The organism is Chromohalobacter sp. 296-RDG, from assembly GCF_029889885.1.
Lineage (GTDB): Bacteria > Pseudomonadota > Gammaproteobacteria > Pseudomonadales > Halomonadaceae > Chromohalobacter.
Genome location: NZ_JARANY010000042.1, coordinates 1 through 23,571, shown reverse-complemented (window position 1 = coordinate 23,571; position 23,571 = coordinate 1). Strand labels below are relative to the sequence as shown.

The following is a 23,571-nucleotide window of genomic DNA, read 5'->3' as shown; positions in this document are numbered from 1 at the left end:
AGCGCACGTCCTCCCGGCCTCAGGACCCGGCGGATTTCGTTAAGTACCCGGTCAATGTCCGGGCACCATTGGATCGCCAGATTGGAGACGACGAGATCGAAGCTGGCGTCAACGTGGGGCAACATGGCGGCGTCGCCGCATATCCAGCGAATCGCTTCAGGATGGCGTCGACGTGCCTCGTCGAGCATGCCCGCGGCAAGATCCAGACCGCTGACCGTACAGTCGGCGCCATAGTGCGTTGCCAGCGCAGCGGTCAGGTCGCCGGGGCCGCAGCCCAGATCCAGTACATCGCATGCGTGATCGGGCAGTTGCTCGAGCAGGCGCTTGCCCATGGCATGCTGGGCGGTGGCGCGGCGGGCGTAATGCGGTGCGGCACGGGAAAAGGCATGCGCGACCCGGGCGCGCCAGTCGCGATCCCGAGCATCGGTGTCCGCATCGAGGCTGTGGCATGGCAGTGCGGTCATGGCATCGCCTCCAGAGCGGCCTCGGCGAGTGACTGCGTCGGCGCTACGATGATGGCGGCCAGCGCATGGACGAGTCGTTCCGGTTGACTGATGAGCGGGCAGTGGCCGGCCTCGGGCAGACGGTAGTCGGCCCGTTCGCGCACCGCCGGGGCCAGCAGCGGGTCGGCCTCACCGGCCAGCCGATGCACCGGGCAGGGCGGTGTGGCCAGACGCGCGCGATTGTCGATCTCCGCGAGCTGCGTGAGCCCCGCAGCCAAGGTGGCAGGCGAGGCTGGGACATCGTCGCCTAGAATCGCACGCAGCCGGCGATGGGCTCTCCTGGGGGACGGTTCGCCGCCAAGTTGCCAGCGCAGAAAGTGGCTACGGGTAGCCTCCGGATTGCGCTGGAAGGCGTCGCGGAAGTTGGTCAAGTCGGCTGCGCTGACGCCTTGCGGATGGGGGAAACGCTCGCCGATCCCGAGTAACACCAGGGCGTGGGGCGGGGGCAGCCGGTCGATCAGGGCGCCGGCCAGCAGTCCGCCCAGCGACCAGCCGACCCAGACGGCGTTACTCGGCAGGTCATTGGCCATGGCATCGGCCAAGGACTCCAGCGAGACGGGATCGTCGAGCGCGGCGCGATCGCCGTAGCCGGGCCAATCCGGCGTCTCGACGTCGACTTCCGGTGACCAGTGCCCGTCTAGCGCTTGCCAGAGGCGGGCGTCGCAGCCCCAGCCGGAGAGCAGGACCAGGCGTTTTTCGGGTGTGGCAGTCATGCGCGCTCCTCCCGCTGGCAGGCGGCCAGCGCTTCGAGCAGAGCGTCGAGGGCCGTCGTCTCATGGGTGGCGGAGAGGGTGATGCGCAGGCGTGCCTGGCCACGAGGCACGGTGGGCGCACGGATGGCACCGACGCGCAATCCGGCCCGGGTCAGGCGCTCGGCCCAGCGCATGACGCGCGCGTTGTCCCCCAGCACGATAGGCTGGATGGGCGTCCGAGAGTTGGCCAGCGGCAAGCCGAGTGTGGCGGCCTCGCGGCGGAAGCGGCCGATGCGCTCAAACAGCCAGGTGCGGCGCTCGGGCTCGTCTTCGAGGATGTCCAGGGCGGCCAGGGTGGCCGCCGCCACGCCGGGCGGCTGGGCGGTGGTGTAGACGTAAGGACGGGCGAACTGAATCAGGTGATCGATCAGCGCCTCGTCACCGGCCACGAAGGCCCCGGCACTGCCCAGTGCCTTGCCGAGCGTGCCGACCAGTATCGGCACGTCGTCGACGCCGTGGGCGCGTCCCACGCAACCGTCGCCATGTTCGCCGAGCACGCCGAGACCATGGGCGTCGTCGATCATCAGCCAGGCTCCTTGGTGTCGGCAGGTGCTGGCGAGGCCGGCGATGTCGGCCGTATCGCCATCCATGCTGAATACGCCGTCGCTGACCACCAGCGTCGGCGTATCGCTCGGTGAGCGGGCGAGCAGGCGCTCGAGATCATCGAGGTCGCGATGGTGGAAGCGCCGCGAGGGCGCGCCGGCGAGCCGTGCACCGTCGATCAGCGAGGCGTGGTTCAGGCGGTCCTGGAAGACCGGGGTGTGGCGGTCGCATAGCGCCTGCAGGGTGCCTAGGTTGGCCATGTAACCGGTGGAGAACAGCAGGGCGTGGGGGCGGCCGGTCAGCGCGGCCAGGCGTCGCTCGAGTCGTTCGTGGATCTCGAGGTGCCCGGAGACCAGATGCGACGCCTTGGCGCCGGCACCCAGGCGTCTCGTGGCCTCGGTTTGAGCCTCGGCCAGACGCGGGTCGTCGGCCAGGCCCAGATAATCGTTGCCGGCGAAGTCGATGAAGGGCGCGACATCGCTAAGGGTGGAGCGTTGCCGCCAGCCATCGTGAGCACGGCGCTTTTCCTCAGCCTCCGCCAGCCGCTTTGTCCAGAGGTCTGCACGCGATAGCACGGCTCAGGCCCGGGCGGCGTCGTAGAAGAGGGCGTCGTCACGTTGGCGCTGAATGGCATGGGCCAGTGCGATCTCGTCTTGTTCATCGTCGCTGCGGGCGTCGGGCGCATCCGGGTCGATAGGTTCGGGATGCAGGCCGAGTTTGTCGAAAAGCGCCCGGTCGCGCTCCACCTGCGGGTTGCCGGTGGTCAGCAGGGTATCGCCGTAGAAGATCGAGTTGGCACCGGCGAGAAACGCCATGGCCTGAGTCGATTCGTCCATCTGCTCGCGGCCGGCAGACAGGCGCACGTGGCTTTTGGGCATCAGGATGCGAGCCACGGCGATGGCGCGAATGAACTCCAGCGGGTCCAGGTCTTCGACGTTTTCCATCGGCGTACCCGGCACCTTGACCAGCATGTTGATCGGCACCGATTCGGGGTGCGGCTCCAGGCGCGCCAGTTGTTGCAGCAGAGCCGCGCGGTCGCGTGGCGCCTCGCCCATGCCGAGAATCCCGCCCGAACAGACCTTCATGCCGGCATCACGGACGTTGGACAGGGTATCCAGACGGTCGGCGTAGGAACGGGTAGTGATGATCTCGCCGTAGTATTCCGGTGAGGTATCCAGATTGTGGTTGTAGTAGTCCAGGCCTGCTTCGGCCAATCGGCCCGCTTGGTGAGCGTCGACCATGCCCAACGTCATGCAGGTTTCCAGACCCAGGGCCTTGACCCGACCGACCATCTCCAGCACCACGTCCAGGTCGCGTTCCCGGGGACTGCGCCAGGCGGCGCCCATGCAAAAGCGGCTGGCCCCGGCATCCTTGGCCGCCTTGGCTTGCTCCACCACCTTCTCGACCTCGAGCAGCTTCTCCTTGCCGAGCCCGGTGTTGTAGTGCCCGGATTGCGGGCAGTACTTGCAGTCCTCGGGGCAGGCGCCGGTCTTGATCGACAGCAGGGTGGAGATCTGCACGGCATTGGGGTCGAAATATTCCCGGTGCACCTGCTGGGCACGAAACAGCAGGTCGTTGAAGGGCAGCGCGAACAGCGCTTCGATCTCTTCCAAAGACCAATCGTATCGAATGGCCGTCCGGGGCGTCGCGGAAGGATCGGCCCAAGCGTTGTCGTGTGACTGGGCAGGCATAATATATCCACTCTCTGTTAACTTGTTTAGTATTTAAAGTTAACAATTAGGGTACGAGTATGCGCCTATATGTCAACTTTTGGTTAGCGTAAAGTTGACTAGCGGCGGCGCCACGTTTTCTGGCGTGCGGAAGGTTCCAGATACGTTGGCTTCCTGCTCTTGCTGGGGCTCGGGGCCATCCACACGATGGTGTAAGATACTACTGGACGTTACCTCGACCGCCGGGAGCATCCATGTTCAGCGTCATACACGCCAATCATCTCGAGGACCTGGGAACCCTGGCGCTCGATGTCATTCGGCGCCATCGTCAACCACCGCTAGTGCCGGAAACCTTTCTCGTGCAATCCAACGGTATGGCGCAGTGGTTGCGCCTGACGCTGGCCGAGGCCGACGGTATTGCTGCCTCGGTGGATTTTCCGCTGCCTTCGAGCTTCGTGTGGCGTGCCTACCGCGCGGTGCTCGGTGATGACATTCCCGAGCAATCACCGTTCGACAAGACGCCGCTGGCCTGGCGCCTGATGGATCTGCTGGAGCGCTGTCTCGATCCGCAAGCCGTGCCGGACGACCCGAGCTGTTACGCGCCGCTTCGCGATTACCTGCAGAGCGAGGCGCTGGAGGCCAGTCCCATGCCGGGCGCTGCATATGAGGCGCAAGAGCGGCGCCGTTGGCACCTGGCGGTGCGCCTCGCCGATCTCTTCGATCAGTACCTGATCTATCGGCCCGAATGGATCGAGGCCTGGGAGCGTGGCGAGACCGCGCCTGAGGAATTGCCCGACGATCAGCGTTGGCAGCCGGCGTTGTGGCGGGCGCTGATCGAAGACGCTCCGGCACAGGCGCGCGAGCACCATCGCGCACGTCTGCACCGGCGTTTTCTCGACGCGGCCCGGCAGCTTCGCGAGCGGCCCCGCGATATGCCGCCCCGGTTGTTCGTATTCGGGATCTCGGCGTTGCCGGCGCAGACGCTGGAGGCCTTGCACGCGCTTTCCGGCGTGGTCGATGTGTTTTTGATGATCGCCAACCCGTGTCGCCACTACTGGGGCGATATCGTTTCCGACCGCGATGCCATCAAGCGTGCCGGGCGGTTATCGGCCCAGGCACGCCATGAGCAGGAAACGCGCCATCCCGAGGCGCCGTGGTTGGCCGAGCTCGACGAGGAAGCCCTGCATCTGCACGCCAATCCACTGCTGGCGGGGTGGGGCACCCAGGGGCGTGATTTCATCGTCGGCCTTTATGAATTCGAGAGCGCGCGCGGCTTCGATCTGGAAACCGATGTCTTTCGTGACATGGCGCCCGCGCAGTCGCCGACGCTGTTGCAGCAGTTACAGCAGGACGTGCTCGAACTGGCGCACCCCGGCGAGCGCGCCCGACAGGAAGGCGAGCCGAGAACGATCGCCGAGGACGACGACTCCCTGGCCCTTGTCAGCGCTCACTCACCGCTGCGCGAGGTGGAGATCCTCCACGATCGCTTGCTGGCGGCCTTCGAGGACGCTGAGGCGGCGGGCGAATCGCTGCGGCCTCGCGACATCGTGGTCATGGTGCCGGATATCGACCGCTATGCGCCCTGCATTGAGGCGGTTTTTGGCCAGTTGCCGCCGTCGCACGCTCGGCATATTCCCTTCACCATCGCCGACCAGGTGGCCAGCGAGGCGCACCCGTTGATGGTACTGGCTTTGCTGTTGCTCGACTTGCCCGAGCGCCGTCTGACGGTCAGCGAAGTGCTCGATGCTTTGGAAGTGCCCGCCTTTCGTGCTCGCTTCGCCATCGACGAGGCCGAGCTCGAACGGCTGCGCCAGTGGCTGGCCGGTAGTGGTGTGCGTTGGGGGCTGAGTGCCGAGCACCGTCGATCATTGGGATTCCCCGCGCTGGGCGAGAACAGCTGGCGTTTTGGGCTGTCGCGCATGCTGCTCGGCTACGCCGTGGGCGAACCGGATGCGAACGGCGCTCAGGGCGAAAGTGATGACTCACTGGGGCACTCGCCGCGCTGGGACTTCCAGGGTATCGTACCGTATGCCGAGGTGGGTGGGCTCGAGGCCGATCTCGCCGGGCGTGTGGCGGCGCTGCTCGATACCCTGGAAACGCAGCGTGCGGCCTTGAGCGAGCGATTGTCCCCCGAGGCATGGCTGGGACGTCTGCAGGCTTTGTTAGCCGCCTGCCTGAGCCCTACCACGGCAGAGGAGCACGATGTCGTGGCACGCCTCGACGCGGCGCTGGGCCGCTGGTCGCAGCAATGCCGGCAGGCCGGTTTCGAGGCTCCGGTGGGACTCGGTGTGGTGCGCGATGCGCTGCGCGCCGAACTCGACGAAGGCGGCCTCGCGCAGCGCTTTCTGGCCGGCAAGGTCAACTTCGCGACGCTGATGCCGATGCGCGCGATTCCCTTTCGTCATGTCTATCTGCTGGGTATGAATGATGGCGACTATCCCCGCGTGCGCCAGCCCCAGGATTTCGATCTGATGGCGACGCGGCCGCGTTCCGGTGATCGTTCGCGTCGCGACGACGATCGTTATCTGATGCTCGAGGCCATGCTCTCGGCGCGCGAACGCCTGACGCTTTCCTGGGTAGGGCGCGACGTGCGCGACAATACTCCGCGTCCGCCGTCAGTGTTGATCGGCGAGTTGCTCGATACCCTCGAACAGGGCTGGGACGCGCCGGAGAGCGATGCCGCCGACCGCGCCACGCGCCTGGCGCAGCGCCTGATCGAGACACATCCGTTGCAGCCCTTCTCGCGACGCTACTTCGAGCGAGACGATCCGCGATTCACCTATGAGTCGAGCTGGGAGGCGCTGTATATGCCACCCGAGCGCGACGAATCCGTGCCGCCACATGCCGCTGCGGTGGTCGAATTGCCCAGCGAACCGCTCGGGTTGGGCGATCTACAACGCGTGCTGCGTCGCCCCTGGACGGTCTATCTCGGGCGCCTGGGCGTGCATTTTGCTGACGCCCATGTGCCCGACGAGGATAACGAGCCGTTCGCGCTGGACGGCCTGGAAGACCACGATCTCAAGCGCGAGCTGCTCGAGGGCGCCCGGGAGGGTGTGCCGCTTACCGCCGTCGCCGAGCGGCTGCGCATGGCCGGGCGCCTGCCCACGGCCGGTTTCGGCGAGGCGCTGATCGAACCGCGGCTGGCGCGCCTGTCGCGCCAGGTGGAAAGCTGGCGCCGCGAGGTGGCCGAGTGCGTCGCGTCGACGCCGCCGCTGGTGCGTCATGTCGCTGGTCATGAAGCTCTGGACGACAAAGAACTCACTCTGGAGGCGCGTCTGGACGGGCTTTTCGCCGCGCCTGAAGAGGCCTCGACGCCCTGGCGGCTGGTGACGCTGGAGCCAGGCCACTACGGGCATCTGAAGGTCGAGGGCGAAGGCCCTTATCGCCACGTCGGCAAGTTGCATCGGTTGTATGCCGGTTATCTGCGCTGGCTGCTTGCCAATGCCACGTTGGAGGCGCCGTGTGCCTGGACGGCGATCTTCGAGGATCGCTGTCTGAGCCTCCCGGGGCTGGACAAGGCCAGCGCCGCAGGCGAACTCGATGGCCTGCTGGCGGCCTGGGCGCGTGCTTATCGAGCACCGTGGCCGGCCATCGACGAGATCGCCAAGGAGGTCTGGAAGCGCCTGCCGCGTGCCGACTGGGCGCCGTTGGCGGCAGGGGAGGCGCCGGATGCCGGTCTGCGCGAGGCGCTCATCGCACGTTATGAAACCGATGCTTTCGCCGGCCCGGCGGCGCTGCGTGCGAGTGACGGTGCACTGGGGCAATTGTGGCCCGATTTCGCCACCTTCGAGGCAGCGGGCGGCATCGCCGCCTCGCTCACCCAGTATGCGCCGCTAATGGACATGCTGGCGCGCATCGCCCAGCGGGTACACGGAGGTCGTTCATGACGTCGCCCAGCCATGCCACGGCACCGACCGTTCAGCCCTTGGTGCTCGAGACGCTGCCGTTGACCGGCCATCACCTGATCGAGGCCAGCGCGGGCACCGGCAAGACCTTCACCTTGGCGGCACTTTATGTGCGTCTGGTGCTCGGCCCGTTGCCCGGGCGTGAAGAGTATGATTTCCCGCGCCCGCTGTTGCCGCCGGAAATTCTCGTGGTGACCTTTACCGAAGCCGCCACCGCCGAGCTGCGTGGGCGCATTCGTGCACGTCTCAAGGAAGCCCGCGACTGGTTGCTGGCGCCGCAAGAGACGCGGGACGACAAGGTACTCGCGGCGCTGCTGGGGCCCTTGGTCGAGGCCGGTGACGATGCCCTGGCCGGTGCCGCCAAGCGCCTCGATCAGGCTGCGCGACTGATGGACGAAGCGGCGATCTTCACCATCCATGGCTTCTGCCAGCGCATGCTGACGCGCCACGCCTTCGATGCCGGCGCGCGTTTCGGCGCCGAGTTGCTGCAGGATGGCTCGGCCTTGTTGACGCGGGTCGTGGAGGACTATTGGCGCTGTCATTTCTATCCTCTCGCCGCGCACTGGCAACGTGAAATCCGTCGCCGCTGGGAGGGGCCTGAGGCGCTGAGTCGCGCTTTGACGCCGCTGCTCAAGGAGGGTCGGGCGCAGCCACTGTGGTGGGACGGCGAATATATTCAGGCGCCTGCCTCGTTGAACGCGTTGCTGGAGAGTGCCGAGCGCTCGCTGGCCGCTCGCAGTGAACTGGAAGCCCGGCTGCGCCAGGCGTGGGATCGCGAGGCCATCGCGACCTGCCTGCAGGACGCTTTCGAGCGCGGCGCTCTCAACAAGCGCAGTTACAAGCCGGAAGAGCTCGAGACACGCCTGGCGGCATTCGAGCAGTGGCTGACGACACTCGAGGCGGGCGGCGATGACGACACGACCGATAGCCAGGGCCGCTTCTGGCTGAGTCAGGCCAAACTCGAAGGGGCCACCAAGAAGGGGCGTGATGCGCCCACGCATGCCTTTTTCGCGCTGCTCGACGAGCTAGCCGAGACCGCGACGCCCTTCGAGCAACTGGCGCCGCAAGTGTTGGCCCATGCGCGTGACACGGTGGCGGCGATGTTCGCCGCCGAGAAGCGTCGCCAGGGCTGGTGGGAGTTCGGCGATCTGTTGTGCGATCTGGATGCCGCGCTCGACCCCGACGCGGCCCCGGAAGCCGCGCTGCGCCTTGCGGGACGCATTCGTCGAGCACTGCCGGTGGCGTTGATCGACGAGTTTCAGGATACCGATCCGCTGCAGTACCGCATCTTCTCGCGCATCTACCGGGCGCCCGAGGTGGAGACCACGACCACCTTGCTGATGATCGGCGACCCCAAGCAGGCGATCTACGCCTTTCGCGGTGCCGATATCGACACCTATCTGGCGGCGCGGCGCGAAACGCCGAGTCGCTTCACCCTGGCGCGCAACTTTCGCTCCAGCCACGCCATGGTCGAGTCGATCAATACGCTGTTCACGCGTCATCCCGAACCGTTCGGCAGCGACGAGATCCCTTTCGTCGAAGTCGCAGCCCAGGGCAAGTCGACGCGCCTGGTGGACGCCGATGGCAACGACATGGCGGCGCTCGGTGCCTGGTGGCCGGATGAGGAACGCCACACCAAGTCAGAATATCAGGCCCGCATGGCAAGCGCCGCGCGTGCCGAGACGCAGCGGATGCTCGAGGGCGGCGCCTATTTCGTTGATGACAGCGGCGCTCGGCGTCCGGTGCGTCCCGCGGACATCGCGATTCTGGTACGCAAGGGCGCCGAGGCGCTGGCGGTACGTCGCGCGCTGGCCGAGGGCGGCATTCGTAGCGTCTATCTCAGTGAGCGCACCAGCGTCTTCGATACCCCGTTGGCCTTCGAGCTGTTGCAGTTGTTCGAGGCGGTGGCGCAGCCGCGCCAGGATGCTCGCCTCAAGGCGGCGTTGGCGACGCGCCTGTTGTGCGATACGCCGGCGACGCTGGAAACGCTGCTCGCCGACGAGCTGGCGTGGGAACGCGAAGTCGAGCGTTTCGCCGACTATCATCGCCAATGGCAGCGGCGTGGCGTGCTGCCCATGCTGCGTGCGGTGATGCGCGACTTCCGGGTTGCCGAACGCCTGGGACAGCGCGATGACGGCGAGCGTGCGCTGACCGACCTGTTGCATCTGGGTGAGCTGGCGCAGACGGTGTCGGCCCGACTCGACGGCGAGCATGCGCTGTTGCGCTGGTGGCATCGCGCGCTCCTCGAAGGGGCGGCCGAGCTCGATGCCGAGGCGGTCAGTCAGCGGCTGGAAAGCGACGAGGAACTGGTCAAGGTCATTACCATCCACAAGGCCAAGGGCCTCGAGTATCCCATCGTGTTGTTGCCGTTCGTTTGCGATTACCGGCCGGCGACGCCGGATCGCGGCACCGGCTTGCTCGAATGGCGCGATCCGCAAGAGGGCCGGATCTGGATGCATGGTGCCGACGACACGCAACTGGCGGCCGCCGAGCGGGCGCGACTGGACGAAGATGTGCGGCTGCTCTATGTCGCGCTCACGCGGGCCGCGCATGCCTGCCGCCTGGGTGTTGCGCAACTGGGGCGCGGGCGTGGCGCGTCGAGCTGCCTGCACGAGACGGCGCTGGGCCGATTGCTGGGCTGCCAGGCCGATGATGACGGCCAGATGCTGCGCGAGCGCCTGGCGGCGGCGCTGAACGTCGAGGCGCTGCCCGAGCCACCCGCGCATCGCCTGCGCCTCGGCGACGACGCTCCGGAAATGGCGCCGGCGCGACGCTTTACGGGGGGCATCGACGACGACTGGTGGATCGCCTCGTATTCGGCGTTGATCGTCGACGCGCGTTTCGAGACCGGCGGGGGCGCACAGGCGCTGCCTTGGGACGCCCCGGCGACGCTGGATGTCGAGGTCAGCCGTGAGCGCGATCCGGTACCGCGTCCCGCGGCGCGCACGTTGCGCGATTTTCCGCGCGGCCCGCGCCCGGGGACCTTTCTGCATGGCCTGCTGGAAGCGGTGGACTTCGATCGTCTGAGCGAACCGGCTTATCGCGACGAATTGCAGCGTCTGGTCAGCACGCGCCTGCACCTCGGCGGCTTCGACGCCGAGTGGGCGCCGGTGTTGCTCGATTGGTTGTGCCAGGCGCTGCCGGCACCGTTCGCCGGCCACCAGGGCGCGGCAATCCGTCTCGATGGACTGGCCGCCTGGCGGGCCGAGCTGGAGTTCTGGCTGCCCGCCGAGGATGCCTGGAGTACGCCGCTCGATGCGCTGGTCTGCGCGCTGGAGCCCTTGCCGACGCCGCGCCCCCGGCTGGCGCCGCGCAAGCTCAACGGCATGCTCAAGGGCTTCATCGATCTGGTGTTCGAGGCCGAAGACGGCCGCTGGTACGTCCTCGACTGGAAGTCCAATCATCTGGGCGATGTCTTGGCCGACTATCACTACGAGGCGCTGGCCGAGGCCATGGTTGCGCATCGCTACGACCTGCAGTACGTGTTGTACGTGCTGGCACTGCACCGCCTGCTGACGGCGCGTCTCGAAGATTACGATTACGATACCCACATGGGCGGGGCCTGTTACGTGTTCCTGCGCGGCTTCGATGGCACGCCGGATCATGGCGTCTTCCAGCGGTGCCCCGAACGGCGCTTGATCGAGACCCTGGATGCCTGGCTCGCCGGCGACGCGGCGCCCGTCGAGGCGCTGCGTCGCGAACATGGCGTCGCAGCGCCTGAGACTACCCCGGGAGAGAATGCATGAGCGACGCGCAATATTCCTTGACCCTGGAGGCGACCCCGCCTTCGCGCGCGCGATTGTTCGAGAGCTTGGCATGGTGGGAGGCGCTGGGCTGGCTACGTGCGCTGGATACCCACTTCGTGCGCTTTCTCGCCGAGCACGACCTCGAGGCGCCGGCCGAGGTGCTGCTGGCGGCGGCGCTGACCAGCCATCAACTGGGACGTGGCCATGTTTGCCTGGCGCTGTCGCGTGCCTTGTCGGCGCCGCGCGACGTGCTTTCGCTGCCGCCGTTGGAAGAGAGCGCGCCGCAGGCTGAGGTGCCGCTTCCCGAGGATTTTCTGCAGGGGCTGGATAGTGCCACCTGGGCGGCGCGATTGGCCGCGTCGCCGTTGGTGGCGCCGCCTGGGCCGGGCACTACGCCGCTGGTGCTGGCGGGCGAACGCTTGTATCTACGCCGCTACTGGTCTGCCGAGCAGGCGGTGGCGGCGTATCTCGGCGAGCGGTTGGGGCGGCCCCTGCCGGTGGAGGCGTCGCTGGCCGAGCCTCTGGCGCGGCTGTTTGCCGCGAACGCCGCGCACGATGACACGCCGGATTGGCAGAAGGTGGCGTGCACGCTGGCGCTACGCAACCGGCTGACGATCATTTCCGGCGGCCCCGGCACCGGCAAGACCACGACCGTGACGCGGCTTTTGGCATTGCTTCAGACGCAGGCGCTGTCGTCGGCGGAGTCGAGCCACGGTCTGCGTATCCAGCTGGCCGCGCCCACTGGCAAGGCGGCAGCGCGCTTGTCCGAGTCGATTGCCGGTGCGGTGAAGGATCTCGACGTCGGCGATGACGTCAAGGCAGCCTTGCCACGCGAGGCGTTGACGCTGCACCGCTTGCTTGGCGCGCGTCCGGATACGCGGCGCTTTCGCCATCACGCTGGGCATCCGCTGAGTCTCGACCTGCTGGTGGTGGACGAAGCCTCGATGGTGGATCTGGAACTGATGGCCGCGTTGCTCGACGCCATGCCGGCCGAGGCGCGCCTGATTCTGCTCGGTGACAAGGATCAACTCGCCTCGGTGGAGGCTGGGTCGGTGCTTGGCGATCTCTGTGCCAATGCCCTGGATCAGGGCTATTCGCCTCACGCCTGTGACGTTCTCGAGCGGCTGGCGGGCATCGCGATGACGCCCGATGCTGCGTGCTCACCGCTGGCCGATCACGTGGTCATGCTGCGCAAGAGCTACCGTTTCGATGCACATAGCGGCATCGGCGTCCTGGCGGCGGCCACCAATGCCGGCGACATCGCCGCGTTTCGCCGCGCGTGGGACGCGGGTTACGCGGATATCAACTGGTTGGCGGCGGCGCGCGACCAGGCGGCCGTCGAGCGTGCCGCGCTGGCCGGCTATCGTGATCTCTACCGGCGTATTGCGGCAGGCGCCACGGCGACGGAGGTGCTGGAGCGGCTGGGGGATTTCCAGGTGCTGTGTGCGCTCAAACGTGGTCCCTGGGGCGTCGAAGGGCTCAACGCGCGTATCGCCACACGCCTGTGGGGCGAGGGCCTCATCGACGATCATCAGGGGTGGTACGCCGGGCGCCCGGTGATGGTGACACGCAATGACCCGCAACTGGGGCTCTATAACGGCGACATCGGTATCGTCCTGCCCGACCCCGAGGCGCAGCAGCATCTGCGGGTGTTCTTTGCGACCGCCGATGGTGCACGGGCGGTATTGCCTTCGCGTCTCGAGGCCTGCGAGACGGTGTTCGCGATGACGGTGCATAAATCGCAGGGCTCCGAGTTCGACCACGTGTTGTTCGTGCTGCCCGAGCATGACAACCCGATCCTGACCCGCGAGCTGGTGTATACCGGCATTACCCGCGCCAAGCGCCAGTTGACGCTGGCCGGTGGCGACGCGCGGGTCCTGGACAGCGCCTTGCATCGACGCGTGGTACGTGACAGTGGCTTCGCCGACTGGGTGGCGGCGCTGGAAAAGGAGGAGACATCATGAACGCTTCATCGCTTGAAAATGCCGCGCTCGGTGGCGTCGACTGGGCGTCGCTGAGCAGCCCCGAGCTGGCCCGGCGCGTAGGGCCGGAGAGCGTGGCGTTGTTGCCGTTGGGAGCCATCGAACAGCATGGCGCCCATCTGCCGCTTTCCACCGATGTGGATATCGCCGATGGCCTGGTCGCGGCGATGCGCGAACGTGTCGCGACATCCTTGGATTTGCTGATACTGCCCACGTTAGCGGTGGGTTCGAGCCTCGAGCATGGCGGCTTCGCCGGCACCTTGAGCCTGACGCCGGAGACGGCCATCGCGCATCTGGTGGATATCGGTGCCAGCGTGGCGCGTGCGGGGATTCGCCGCCTGGTGCTGTTCAATAGCCATGGCGGCAACAAGGCGGTGGTCGATCTGGCGGCACTCAAGTTGCGCGAGCGCCACGGCTTGCTGGTGGTCAAGGCGAATTACTTTCGCTTCACGCCACCCGAAGACGCGCTGCCCGCCGAGGAGTTGCGCCATGGGTTGCATGGCGGCGCGCTGGAAACCGCGATGATGATGCATCTGGCGCCTCACAAGGTACGCCAGGCCGAGCTCGACGAGGCAGTCTCGTTAGGGGCTCACCAGGAACGCGCCGGGCGCACGCTGTTGCCCGAGGGTGATGCCGGTTTCGCCTGGATGGCGCAGGACCTGCACCCCAGCGGCGTGGTGGGCAATGCGACCCTGGCCACGCCGGCCTTGGGGGAACGGCTGGTCACTCATTTCGCCGCGCGCCTGGCGAATGTGATCGAGGAGGCCCACTGCTTCGAGCTTGCCCAGCTGCGCGAACGCTCACCACAGTGAGGCGCGCGTCATCTCATTCGAACGAACCGGAGGTATCGCGGTGCGCCGTGCGCCTGTCAGTGGCGTCGGGGCTTTCGAGAACGCCCTCCAGCCAGTGCCCGGCGCGTTCGGCCTTGGCGCTCAGGTAACGTCGATTGTACTCGTTGAGCTGGCCATAGCAGGCCTCGCGCCCCGCCACGTCGATGCCGCCGAGGCTCATGGCCGCGATCTTCTCGGGGTTGTTGGTCAGTAGTGCGATACGCGTGACGTCGAGCTCGGCCAGCATCTGCAACGCTGCCCGGTATTGCCGCTCGTCCTCGCCGAAACCCAGCACCTGGTCGGCATCGACGGTATCCAGCCCCGCATCCTGCAGGCCGTAGGCGCGTAGCTTGTTGGCCAGGCCGATGCCGCGTCCTTCTTGGGCGAGATACAACAAGATGCCGCCGCCACGCTCGCTAATGGCCGCCACGCTGGTGCGTAACTGCTCGCCGCAATCGCAGCGCAGGCTGCCGAACAGATCACCCGTCAGGCACGCCGAATGTAGCCGCACCGGCACGGCGTCCGCCCAGCCGGAGGGGGCGCCGACCAGCACCGCGAGATGCTCGCGCAGGCCGTCGCTTTCACGGAACAGTACGAAGCGGGCGTGTTCGGCATCGGCGAGGGGCACGTTGGCTTCGCTGATACGCTTGAGCGAAGTCGTATCGCCTTCGCCGTAGCGTTGCACGTCGTCGAGCGCCACACCGAGCAGGGTGCCGTCTTCGATGAGCGCGGCCAGGGACTCGCGCTGCGTCGCATCGACCCGGACGCTGAGCGCGGCAGGGACCAGCAGGCCGCGCCGCATCAGGCCCAGCGCGGCCGTTTCCGCCGCCGAGGCGGATTCGGGCGGATGGACGCCCGGAGGCTCGGCCGTGGCGGCCATGGCCCAGGCGACGACATCGCTGGCATGGTGATGTGTGCCGAGTGGCAGGCTTACCGCGTCGGCGTCACGGGGGGCAAGCGTGCCCAGTCGGGCGAGGCGATGCGTGGTGATCACCAGGCTGGGCGCATGGCCGGCCATATCGGCGAGCGCGGTCAGAGCGGTGTCGTCGATGCCTTCCAGTGGCTGGATCAAGACGTCGTCTTGTGGGGTACGCAGCACGACCGGCAGGCCGCGGCGCAAGTCGAAGATCGCACGTTCTACCTGTCTCATGAGCCTCTCCTTGGTTTTTGCGCGTCGTAATGCTTCGATGACGTGTCATGACACTTTCGTTGGCACACAGCACGGGAGACCGTATGAGTCCTGCGACACTCGATGTGGCGCTGGCCTGGCAAGGGATTTGCGAGGCTCGGCGCGAGGATTGGGACGGCCATGCGGCGTTGACGCTGGCAGCCGGCCGACTGCGCGTCTGGCGTGGCGGTGCCTGGCAGGCCGAGGATCCGGTCACGGCGGAGGCGACGGCACTGCTCGATAGTCTGCTGCCGAGCAGCGCCACGCCCGGGCGCTTCGTCATTGCGCAGCTGGGGCAGAGCCTCGATGGACGTATCGCCACGATCACCGGTGCCTCGCACTATGTCACCGGCGAGGCGAGTCGTGTGCATCTGCATCGCCTGCGCGCGCTGGTCGATGCCGTGGTGATCGGGGCGGGCACGGCCTGTGCCGACGATCCGCAACTCACCGTGCGGCATGTAACGGGGAGCAACCCGGTACGCGTGATTCTCGATCCCAACGGCCGCGTGCCCGCGGCCAGCGCTGTATTCCAGCGTGGCGATGCCCCGACGTTGCATATCACCCGGCATCCATTGCCGCGCGATACCCTGGGCGCGCACGTCGAGTCGCTGGTGCCCGACGGCGCGGCCGATCTGACGCCGTCGGCGCTGCTCGACACCCTGGCGGCACGCGGTCTTCGCCGTGTGCTCGTCGAGGGCGGCGGACAGACCGTGTCGCGGTTCCTGGCGGATGGCCAGCTCGATCGTTTGCATGTGGTCGTGGCGCCGCTGTTGATCGGTTCGGGGCGCCCGGCGGTGAGCCTGGCAGAAATCGAGGCCCTCGACGCCGCCCTGCGTCCGCCGTGTCGTACCTTTGCGATGGGCGATGACACGCTGTTCGATCTGGCGCTGCGTTCCTGAGGCCGATTTTAACGCCGGATTGTCGAGTGCAGCTCTTTTGTAAATACCCTCTGCGTCATCGCGCATGGCAGTCTCCTCCACTCTTGCTCGTCAGCGGGGCGCTTGCTTGTGCATCACGGTCGCGATGCTGGCGACGCCGGTGGCAGAGCAGCCAGGCGCCTGGCAGGCTCGAGACCAGCACTACGACGCCGTAAATCAGCGAAATGGCCACGCCCTGGGCGGGATCGAGACCGGCGCCCATCCATACCAGCGCGGCGGCACTCTCACGTAGCCCCCAGCCGGCTACCGAGAGGGGAATCGCCATGACCATCAGCACCGGCGGAATCAACGGCAATAGCGTAGCGAAGTCGATATCAGCTCCCGCAGCGCGGGCGGCGATGGCATAGACGGCGATATAGCTCGCCACCACGCCCAGCGAACTGAGGCATTGCCAGAGCCACATGCGCGAGGCGACCAGGGCGGTGCCGAGGTCGTCCAGCGTGTTGCGCAGCCAGGCCGGAGGACGGCGATAACCCCAGATCCCCAACACGCTCAGCATGATGATTACTGTCGTTAGTGCACCAGGGGCATTCCCCAGCCGGGCAAGGCCACCGAGCATGCTATCGCGCAAGGTCGGCGAAGATAGCAGCCCCACGATGGCGATCACGGCCAGCATCAGTTGGCCGGAGAGGCGTTCGATGATCACCGCGCGCCACGCCCGTGGACGATCGCTGCTCGACCGGGCATGGCGCCAGGCCCGTGAGGCGTCGCCAATGACGCCGCCCGGTAGTACCTGGTTGAGGAAAGTGGCCATATAGTATTCCTCTACGGCACGACGCAGCGGTAGCGTCAGTCCCATACGGCGGGCGGTCAGGCGCCAGCGCCAGGCGGAGAGCACCACCTGGGGCACGCTGATGGCCAATGCCAGCAACAGCCAGCCTGGCGAGGGGGTAACGAAGGCGTCACGCAGCGCCCGCGTATCGAGTTGCCAGGCGAGCGCTCCGATCAGCACCAGGCTGACGCCCAGACGTGCAAGGGTTGCGTTAGCGGGACGCATGGTCTGGCTCCGGGGCGGCGAACAGGTCGCGGTGCCCGACGTGCAGGTCGAGATGCCCCCGGTAGAGGGCCTCCCGGCGGCGTTGCCACCAGCGTTCGATGCGCTGGCGATCGTGCGGGGCTTGCTCACGGGCGGCGGCGGCCCAGCCATCGATAAGGTTCAGTGCCAGCGGGCGCTGCGCTGGCGTCAGGCGCCAGGTGCTTTCAGCGTTGACGATGTGAAAGCCTCTGGCGGTGAAGGCTGCGATCAATGTCTGGGGCGCCGTGGTGCCCAGCGCAGGTCCGAGACCCTTATCGCGGCGTTGATGCGCGGCGAGTATCTCGAAGAGCCAGGCATCTTCGGCATCATTGACCGCCACGTCATCGGTCTGGAAACGAATATTGCCGTCCACGTTGAGCGTGATTAATGTCGCGGCGCGATGAGCCGCGCAGGCGTCGGCCAGGGCCTCGACCCAGGTGGCACTGACCAGGTCGCACAGCGCCGAGGCGCTGACGAGGTCGATACCGGCGAACCATGACGCGTCGAGCGCATGCAGGTCACGCTGGTATGTGGTCACGCGGAGGGGCGTTCCCGCATTATCGCGCAAGGAATGACAGCGCTCCACAGCATGGCCGAGCAGGGCATCGTCATGATCGAGCAGATGCCAGTGCTGAGGGCCGGGCAAGCGAGGCGCGAGATAGCGCACATTGGCGCCGCTACCACTGCCGAGATCGAGTAGTTGCCAGGGCACTTGGCGCTCACGCGTGGCAAGCCAGTCGACGGCGGCCTGCATGGGGGCCGTGGCGCGAGCATCGTGATCGGCCTGCTCGCGCTGCGCTAGCCAGGACTCGCTGAACGTGCCGGCGGTGTTCATTCGGCGCCTCGTTGCAAAGCGGTGGCAAAGGCTGCACCGACCTGTGACCAATCGCGCAGCGAGGCCCGGGCGCGCTCGGCGCCTTCGCGCCATGTCTGACGCTTGCTCGGGTCACCGAGCATCTCGCGCAGGGCGCCGGCGAGTGCAGCGATATCGCCGGCGGGCACCTTGAGGCCGGCATCGTCGGGCAGCGTATGGGCGAGCGCGCCGCCAGTGGTGGTGACCACGGGCAGGGCATGCGCCAAGGCTTCGCTGACGACCATGCCGTAGCCCTCGTAATGAGATGGCAGCACGAAGATGTCGCTGGCGTGATAGGCCTCGTCCAGCGCATCGGCGGGTCGCTCGCCGAGCAGGTGGATGCGTTCTTCCAGGCCGTGGGCGGCGATGCGTGCCTGGACATGCTCGACATGTGCCGGTGCGCGATCCAGACCACCGATGCAGTCGCATGTCCAGGGCAGGTCGGTCAGCGTGGTCAGCGCTTCGATGAGCACGTCATGCCCCTTGCGCGGAGTGACCGTGGCCACGCACAAAAGGCGTGGCACCTCAGTGTTGCCACGTGCTACCGGGGCGCGCTCCACGCCGGGTTCGACCACGTGCAAGCGCTCAGGACCGACCTGGAAATCCGCTAAACGCCGAGCGGTGAAAGGGCTGGTGACGATGACGTCGCGCACCGCCGACAGTGCGCGCGTTTCGCTGATCAGGAAGTGCTCGCGTTCGGCGTCGCCGAGGCCGGTTTCGTCGGCGAGCGGATGGTGAACCAGGGCGGTGAGCGTCAAACGCTGGGCGTGGGCCTCGAGAACGTCGGGCAACCCGCCCATCGCGAGTCCATCGATGATCACATGGGCGCCTGTGGGCCTGGTCGCCAAGGCGTTTTCCAGTGCCTTTTTCGCCGTGGCGTCGGGTTCGGGAAAACGCCCCTCGAGGCCGATGACCTCGACCGGCCAGCCGTGTTCGCGCAGGGCGGTGGCGATGCGCGCATCGTAGACGTAGCCGCCGGTCAACTGCGCCGGGTCGCCGGCGACGATCAGGGTCACGGGATGGCTCATATCGCGCCCTCGTAATTCGCCCAGGCAATATGCGATTCATGCAGCGTGACGCCGAGGGCCGTCAGGCCATGCCCGGTCTCGCCGAGCTCGCCCTGGCGGATGGCGTGGGCGAGGCGTTCGAAAATCACCTTGGCCATGAACTCGGTGGTCGTGTTGCGGCCCTGGAATTCGGGCACGTCGTCAAGGTTGTTGAAATTGAGGTCGCTCAGCACGCGGGACAGTGTCTGGCTGGCCAGGCCGATATCGACGATGAGATCGTCGCGATCGAGCTCGGGGCGCTTGAAGGCGACATCGACCACGTAGGTGGCACCGTGCAAGCGTTGCGCGGGGCCGAAGACCTCGCCGTTGAAACTGTGCGCGATCATGAAATGGTCTCTAACCGTCAGGCTGAACATCCGTGTGACTCCTGTTGTATTGCCGACTATGTGTATGACCGGTTGTGCGTGTTAGTGGTTATGCGTGTAACACGGGCGCCACCGCCTGGCGATAGCGTCACGAATAGCGTATGCGATGACACAGTGCCGGGCGATCCGTGTCGCTCAGGCGTGCCAAGGTGGTGGGTAAGTCTTGAAAATCGCTTTCAGCGTCGATCAAGGCATCGAGGCGGGCGTCGCGCAGTAGCGTCAGAGCCAGTTGCAGGCGCTGGGCATGACTGCGTCGCGCGCGTCGTGCTGGCGAGACACCGCCGACCTGGCTGGCACGCAGCGTCAACCGCCGAGAGTGAAAAGCCTCGCCGAGGGGTAGTGTGACCTCGTCGCGTCCGAACCAGCTCAGTTCGATGATCTCCGCTTCGTATCCCGCCAGTGTCAGGGCGCTGCGTAGGCCGTGCGGATTGCCGCTAGCGTTGATCACGATGTCCTGTTCATCCTCGGCATCGTGTGGATGACGAAAGGGCAGGCCAAGCTCAGCGGCCAGCTCGGCCTTGCCGGCATCGATGTCGAGCAATTGAACGCGCACGCCAGCAGTCTGTTGGCACAACCAGGCGACCAGGCTACCGACCACGCCGGCGCCGATAACGCTGATTCGGTCGCCGACGCGTGGGGCGGCGTCCCACAAAGCGTTGACGGCGGTTTCCATGTTGGCCGCGAGGACCGCGCGTGTGGCGGGAAGATCCTCGGGTAGGGGAACGACGGCCTCGATGGGAACGATATAGCGTGTCTGGTGAGGATAGAGACAGAAGACCTCGCGGCCGCACCAGGCCTCCGGTCCCTCCTCGACCACGCCGACGTTGGCATAGCCATATTTGACCGGCCCCGGGAAATCCCCTTCCTGAAAAGGCGCACGCATGCGTGTATATTCGCTCTCCGGGATCTTGCCTTGAAAAACGAGGTTTTCGGTGCCGCGGCTGACGGCGCTGTAGCGTGTTCTGACCAACAGCTCATGCGTTTGTCGGGAGGGCAAGGCGTGCTGTTTGATCTCACCGTGCCCCGGTGCCTGTATCCAGAAAGCCTGGGCGTTCGTTGCGAGCATGGCAAATCTCCTTATTCACCTTGAGTATCGTCCATGACATCATTCATGTACAGGTATTGTACATATCTGCTTTTCTGTACCACTTTATTTCCAGTCGTGAGTGCCATCAGCGTAGTGAAAATAGCGCTGAGCATCGGTATCTCTGCCATAGTGAGACGAGAAAGTTTCGGAGAAAGGGCATGCGTTCCACCTCACCCCATATTACTGGTCGCAAGCCGTCCTTGGTGCATGGTTTGCCGGCGGTCCTTGAACTGCTGTTAGGTCTATGCCTTGTGGGGGTGCTGGTAGAGGCCGTGCAGTGGCACCTGACAGCACCCGTGGGGCTTGGCTGGTCGGTAGGGGGGGTATACTTGGGCATGGCGCTGATCATCCTCTGGGCATGGCCGGCGGCGCGGCGCTGGTTGGGCTGGGCTAATCGCGTGACTCTGCTGCGGGGAGTGCTGATCGCATTGCTTGCCGGCAGTATGGCCTTTCCTGCTTTCATGCAGCGCCATGCACTGGAAATGGCAGGGCTGGCACTGTTGGCCTTGTGCCTGGATGGCCTTGATGGCTGGGTAGCCCGGCAGACGCAATCCGCCACTGCCTTCGGGGCCCGCTTCGATATGGAATTGGATGCCTTCTTCATCGCTGTACTGTGCTGCGCGCTCATCGTGCTCGACAAGCTCGGGGGGTGGGTGCTGGTAGTGGGCGCCATGCGTTACACCTTCGTAGCGGCGGGGTATGCATGGACATGGTTGCGTCGACCGTTGCCCCAGAGCCGGCGCCGCAAGCTGATATGTGTCTGGCAAGTCGCTAGTCTGTTGGTGGCGCTGCTGCCGTTCGTCTCCCCCCTCTGGGCCATGCTCTGTGTGGGTCTGGCGCTGGTATTACTGATGTACTCGTTTGCGAGTGATATCGCGTGGCTATATCGCCATCGACGCATGCGTATCTAAGGTGACGGTCTGGGAGAGGTCAGGGCCCTCCAGTGACGGCTAAAATAAGAATCGCTTGCATGACTTGGCCTCATGAGGCGCCATGGCGAGTATAAAGAATCCGCCATCTACGGTATAGGAACACGCATGGCTCGCGCTCCCTTCGAACTTGCCGGTACGCGTATTCCGCCCGGCAGCCGGGCACAGATCGATGTACCGGTGGCCAAGCTTTACACCCATGCACCGCTGCATATTCCCGTCGAGGTCGTTCATGGCCGTCAACCAGGACCGGTGCTGCTGGTGTGCGGGGCCATCCACGGTGACGAAATCAACGGCGTCGAGATCGTGCGTCGCATGCTTAGGCTGGCGTCGCTATCGCGCTTGCGGGGCACGTTGATCGCGGTGCCGATCGTCAATGTCTTCGGTTTCGTGCAGCAGACGCGTTACTTGCCCGACCGACGCGACTTGAATCGCTGCTTTCCGGGGAGTGAGGTCGGATCGCTGGGCTCGCGCGTCGCGTCGCTGTTTCGCGAGCAGATCGTCGACTTGGCGACACACATCGTCGATTTGCATACCGGGGCACTTCATCGCACTAATCTTCCGCAGGTGCGAGCACAGCTCCAGAATCGACCTGAGATCCAGGCCATGGCCGAGGCGCTTGGGGTGCCGGTGATTCTCAATGCCGAGTTGCGCGAGGGAAGTCTGCGGGAATATGCGCAGTCACGTGATGTGCCGGTGCTGACCTATGAAGCTGGCGAGGCGCTGCGTTTCGATGAGTGGGCGATCGCGCCGGGGGTAAGAGGTGTGCAGCGCGTGATGCGTTTGCTGGGCATGCTCCCCACCGATCGGCGTCGTCATGCGCCTGCAGTGGCGGAGGTCGCCAATGGCTCGAGTTGGGCTCGCTCGCCCAGCGACGGCATTCTGCGGCCTCGGACGCGGTTGGGCGCACGCGTTGCACGGGGCGATGTGCTGGGACGCGTTGCCGATCCGTTCGGTAATGCCGAGCAGGAAGTGCTCGCCAACGCCGATGGTATCGTCATTGGCATGAGCAATCTGCCGCTCGCCAATGAGGGCGAAGCACTGTTTCATGTGGCGCGCTTCGATGAAATCGAAGAGGCTGAGAACGCCGTTGAAACCTTCCACTCCGATTTCGAGACCCGCCAGGAGCTATAGCCTGGCCCACTGCGTCAGCTCAGGCGACGGCGTTTGCGGTGTCGAGCTCGCGCACCTTGGCCAATGCTTCGTCGAAAACCTCCAGCCCGGCACCGTGGCGATGGGCATTTTCCGACAGGTGACGCCGAAACTGACGCCCGCCGGGGCAGCCTTGGAACAGGCCGAGCAGGTGGCGGGTGACGTGGTTGAGCTTGGCCCCTTCTGCCAAGCGTTCGGCGATGTAGGGCCGGAAAGCACGCGCGGCCGCATGGCGGCTACTCACGGGCGAGGTGCCGCCGTAGATGGCGGCATCGATACCGGCCAGTCGCCAGGGATTCTGGTACGCCTCACGCCCGATCATCACGCTATCCACCTTCTCGAGCTGCGCTTGGCACTCGTCCAGCGTCTTGATACCGCCGTTGATGCCGATATGAAGGTCGGGATACTGCGCCTTGAGACGATGCACGCGTGGATAATTGAGCGGCGGCACGTCACGGTTTTCCTTGGGCGAGAGCCCCTCGAGCCAGGCCTTTCGGGCATGCACGATGAAGACCTCGCAGCCGGCATCAGCGACACGCTCGATGAAGTGCGCCAGGTCGGCGTCTTCGTCCTGTTCGTCGATGCCGATGCGGCACTTGACCGTGACCGGGATCGAAACTGCTGCTTGCATGGCACGGACCGCCGCCGCCACCTTGCCTGGGTGCTCCATGAGGCAGGCACCAATCAGGTTGTTCTGTACCCGATCGCTGGGACAACCGACGTTCAGATTGACTTCATCGTAGCCCCAGGTTTCGGCGATGGCGGCGCATTCCGCCAGTGCAGCAGGATCGCTGCCGCCTAGTTGTAGCGCCACCGGATGCTCCACGTCGCTATACCCGAGAAAGCGCTCGCGCGGAGAGCCATGCAGAATCGCCCCGGTCGTGACCATTTCGGTATACAGCAGCGCCTCACGCGTCAGTGTACGGGCAAACGCGCGGTAGTCGCGGGTCGTCCAATCCATCATCGGGGCAATTGAAAACCGGCGAGCCTTTGAAATAGGGTCATGTGCTTTCATATCAACGACTTACCATGTTCGCTATACTGTATATACATCCTGTTTAGTCAT

Annotated in this window: 18 protein-coding genes; 7 read left to right on the top strand and 11 right to left on the bottom strand. The window is 65.8% G+C overall.

Going from position 1 to position 23,571, the window contains the following annotated elements:
• The 4 genes from OP495_RS13065 to bioB form a co-directional block, all read right to left on the bottom strand.
• Positions 1-464, bottom strand: a 464-nt coding sequence (locus tag OP495_RS13065; protein ID WP_280569823.1) for a methyltransferase domain-containing protein, incomplete at its 3' end; no start/stop codon positions are given.
• Positions 461-1,216 (bottom strand): alpha/beta fold hydrolase, encoded by a 756-nt coding sequence (locus tag OP495_RS13060; protein ID WP_280569821.1) that lies wholly within the window; start codon positions 1,214-1,216, stop codon positions 461-463. The genes OP495_RS13065 and OP495_RS13060, both read right to left, overlap by 4 nt.
• Positions 1,213-2,373, bottom strand: a complete 1,161-nt coding sequence (bioF, locus tag OP495_RS13055) for an 8-amino-7-oxononanoate synthase (RefSeq protein WP_280569820.1) — start codon at positions 2,371-2,373, stop codon at positions 1,213-1,215. Before bioF ends, OP495_RS13060 begins: the two co-directional genes overlap by 4 nt.
• A gap of 3 nt (positions 2,374-2,376) precedes the next feature.
• Positions 2,377-3,489 (bottom strand): biotin synthase BioB, encoded by a 1,113-nt coding sequence (gene bioB / locus OP495_RS13050; RefSeq protein ID WP_280561680.1) that lies wholly within the window; start codon positions 3,487-3,489, stop codon positions 2,377-2,379.
• Positions 3,490-3,722: 233 nt separating this feature from the next.
• Here bioB and recC point away from each other — a divergent pair, with 233 nt between their 5' ends.
• Genes recC through OP495_RS13030 form a run of 4 tightly spaced genes read left to right on the top strand, consistent with a single transcriptional unit; the run spans position 3,723 to position 13,913 of the window.
• On the top strand, positions 3,723-7,355 hold the full coding sequence (gene recC / locus OP495_RS13045; RefSeq protein WP_280569817.1) for an exodeoxyribonuclease V subunit gamma: 3,633 nt from the start codon (positions 3,723-3,725) through the stop codon (positions 7,353-7,355).
• Complete coding sequence (gene recB, locus OP495_RS13040; protein ID WP_280569815.1) at positions 7,352-11,119, top strand: exodeoxyribonuclease V subunit beta; 3,768 nt, start codon at positions 7,352-7,354, stop codon at positions 11,117-11,119. Before recC ends, recB begins: the two co-directional genes overlap by 4 nt.
• Entirely contained in the window at positions 11,116-13,083 is a 1,968-nt protein-coding gene (recD, locus tag OP495_RS13035) for an exodeoxyribonuclease V subunit alpha (RefSeq protein ID WP_280561674.1), read from the top strand. Before recB ends, recD begins: the two co-directional genes overlap by 4 nt.
• On the top strand, positions 13,080-13,913 hold the full coding sequence (locus OP495_RS13030; protein ID WP_280569813.1) for a creatininase family protein: 834 nt from the start codon (positions 13,080-13,082) through the stop codon (positions 13,911-13,913). Before recD ends, OP495_RS13030 begins: the two co-directional genes overlap by 4 nt.
• A 13-nt stretch (positions 13,914-13,926) precedes the next feature.
• Here OP495_RS13030 and OP495_RS13025 read toward each other — a convergent pair whose 3' ends face one another.
• Positions 13,927-15,081: a GTP cyclohydrolase II gene (locus OP495_RS13025; protein WP_280569811.1), complete on the bottom strand. Its 1,155-nt coding sequence runs from the start codon at positions 15,079-15,081 to the stop codon at positions 13,927-13,929.
• An 83-nt stretch (positions 15,082-15,164) separates the two neighbouring features.
• On the opposite strand from OP495_RS13025, the gene OP495_RS13020 reads away from it, so the two are divergent.
• Entirely contained in the window at positions 15,165-15,998 is an 834-nt protein-coding gene (locus OP495_RS13020) for a RibD family protein (protein ID WP_280569810.1), read from the top strand.
• A 55-nt stretch (positions 15,999-16,053) separates the two neighbouring features.
• Here the strand turns inward: OP495_RS13020 and OP495_RS13015 are convergent, their stop codons facing one another.
• The 5 genes from OP495_RS13015 to OP495_RS12995 all read right to left on the bottom strand — a co-directional run bounded on the left by OP495_RS13015 (position 16,054) and on the right by OP495_RS12995 (position 20,403).
• The gene (locus OP495_RS13015; RefSeq protein ID WP_280561668.1) at positions 16,054-17,034 is read right to left on the bottom strand and encodes a lysylphosphatidylglycerol synthase transmembrane domain-containing protein; all 981 of its coding nucleotides are present in this window, start codon (positions 17,032-17,034) and stop codon (positions 16,054-16,056) included.
• Complete coding sequence (locus OP495_RS13010) at positions 17,021-17,887, bottom strand: class I SAM-dependent methyltransferase (RefSeq protein WP_280561667.1); 867 nt, start codon at positions 17,885-17,887, stop codon at positions 17,021-17,023. The genes OP495_RS13015 and OP495_RS13010 overlap by 14 nt, the downstream gene beginning before the upstream one ends.
• Positions 17,884-18,933 carry a glycosyltransferase family 4 protein gene (locus OP495_RS13005; protein ID WP_280569808.1) on the bottom strand — a complete coding sequence of 350 codons (1,050 nt, stop codon included), beginning with the start codon at positions 18,931-18,933 and terminating at the stop codon, positions 17,884-17,886. Before OP495_RS13005 ends, OP495_RS13010 begins: the two co-directional genes overlap by 4 nt.
• Entirely contained in the window at positions 18,930-19,328 is a 399-nt protein-coding gene (locus tag OP495_RS13000; protein ID WP_280569806.1) for a 6-carboxytetrahydropterin synthase, read from the bottom strand. The genes OP495_RS13005 and OP495_RS13000 overlap by 4 nt, the downstream gene beginning before the upstream one ends.
• A 97-nt stretch (positions 19,329-19,425) precedes the next feature.
• Complete coding sequence (locus tag OP495_RS12995; protein ID WP_280569804.1) at positions 19,426-20,403, bottom strand: zinc-binding alcohol dehydrogenase; 978 nt, start codon at positions 20,401-20,403, stop codon at positions 19,426-19,428.
• Between the two features lie 179 nt (positions 20,404-20,582).
• On the opposite strand from OP495_RS12995, the gene OP495_RS12990 reads away from it, so the two are divergent.
• Together OP495_RS12990 and OP495_RS12985 are read left to right on the top strand one after the other, a co-directional pair.
• The gene (locus OP495_RS12990; RefSeq protein ID WP_280561659.1) at positions 20,583-21,335 is read left to right on the top strand and encodes a CDP-alcohol phosphatidyltransferase family protein; all 753 of its coding nucleotides are present in this window, start codon (positions 20,583-20,585) and stop codon (positions 21,333-21,335) included.
• A 126-nt stretch (positions 21,336-21,461) separates the two neighbouring features.
• Positions 21,462-22,487: a succinylglutamate desuccinylase/aspartoacylase family protein gene (locus OP495_RS12985; protein ID WP_280561658.1), complete on the top strand. Its 1,026-nt coding sequence runs from the start codon at positions 21,462-21,464 to the stop codon at positions 22,485-22,487.
• Positions 22,488-22,506: 19 nt separating this feature from the next.
• Here OP495_RS12985 and dusA read toward each other — a convergent pair whose 3' ends face one another.
• Positions 22,507-23,520 (bottom strand): tRNA dihydrouridine(20/20a) synthase DusA, encoded by a 1,014-nt coding sequence (gene dusA, locus OP495_RS12980; RefSeq protein WP_280569802.1) that lies wholly within the window; start codon positions 23,518-23,520, stop codon positions 22,507-22,509.
• Positions 23,521-23,571 lie beyond the last annotated feature (51 nt).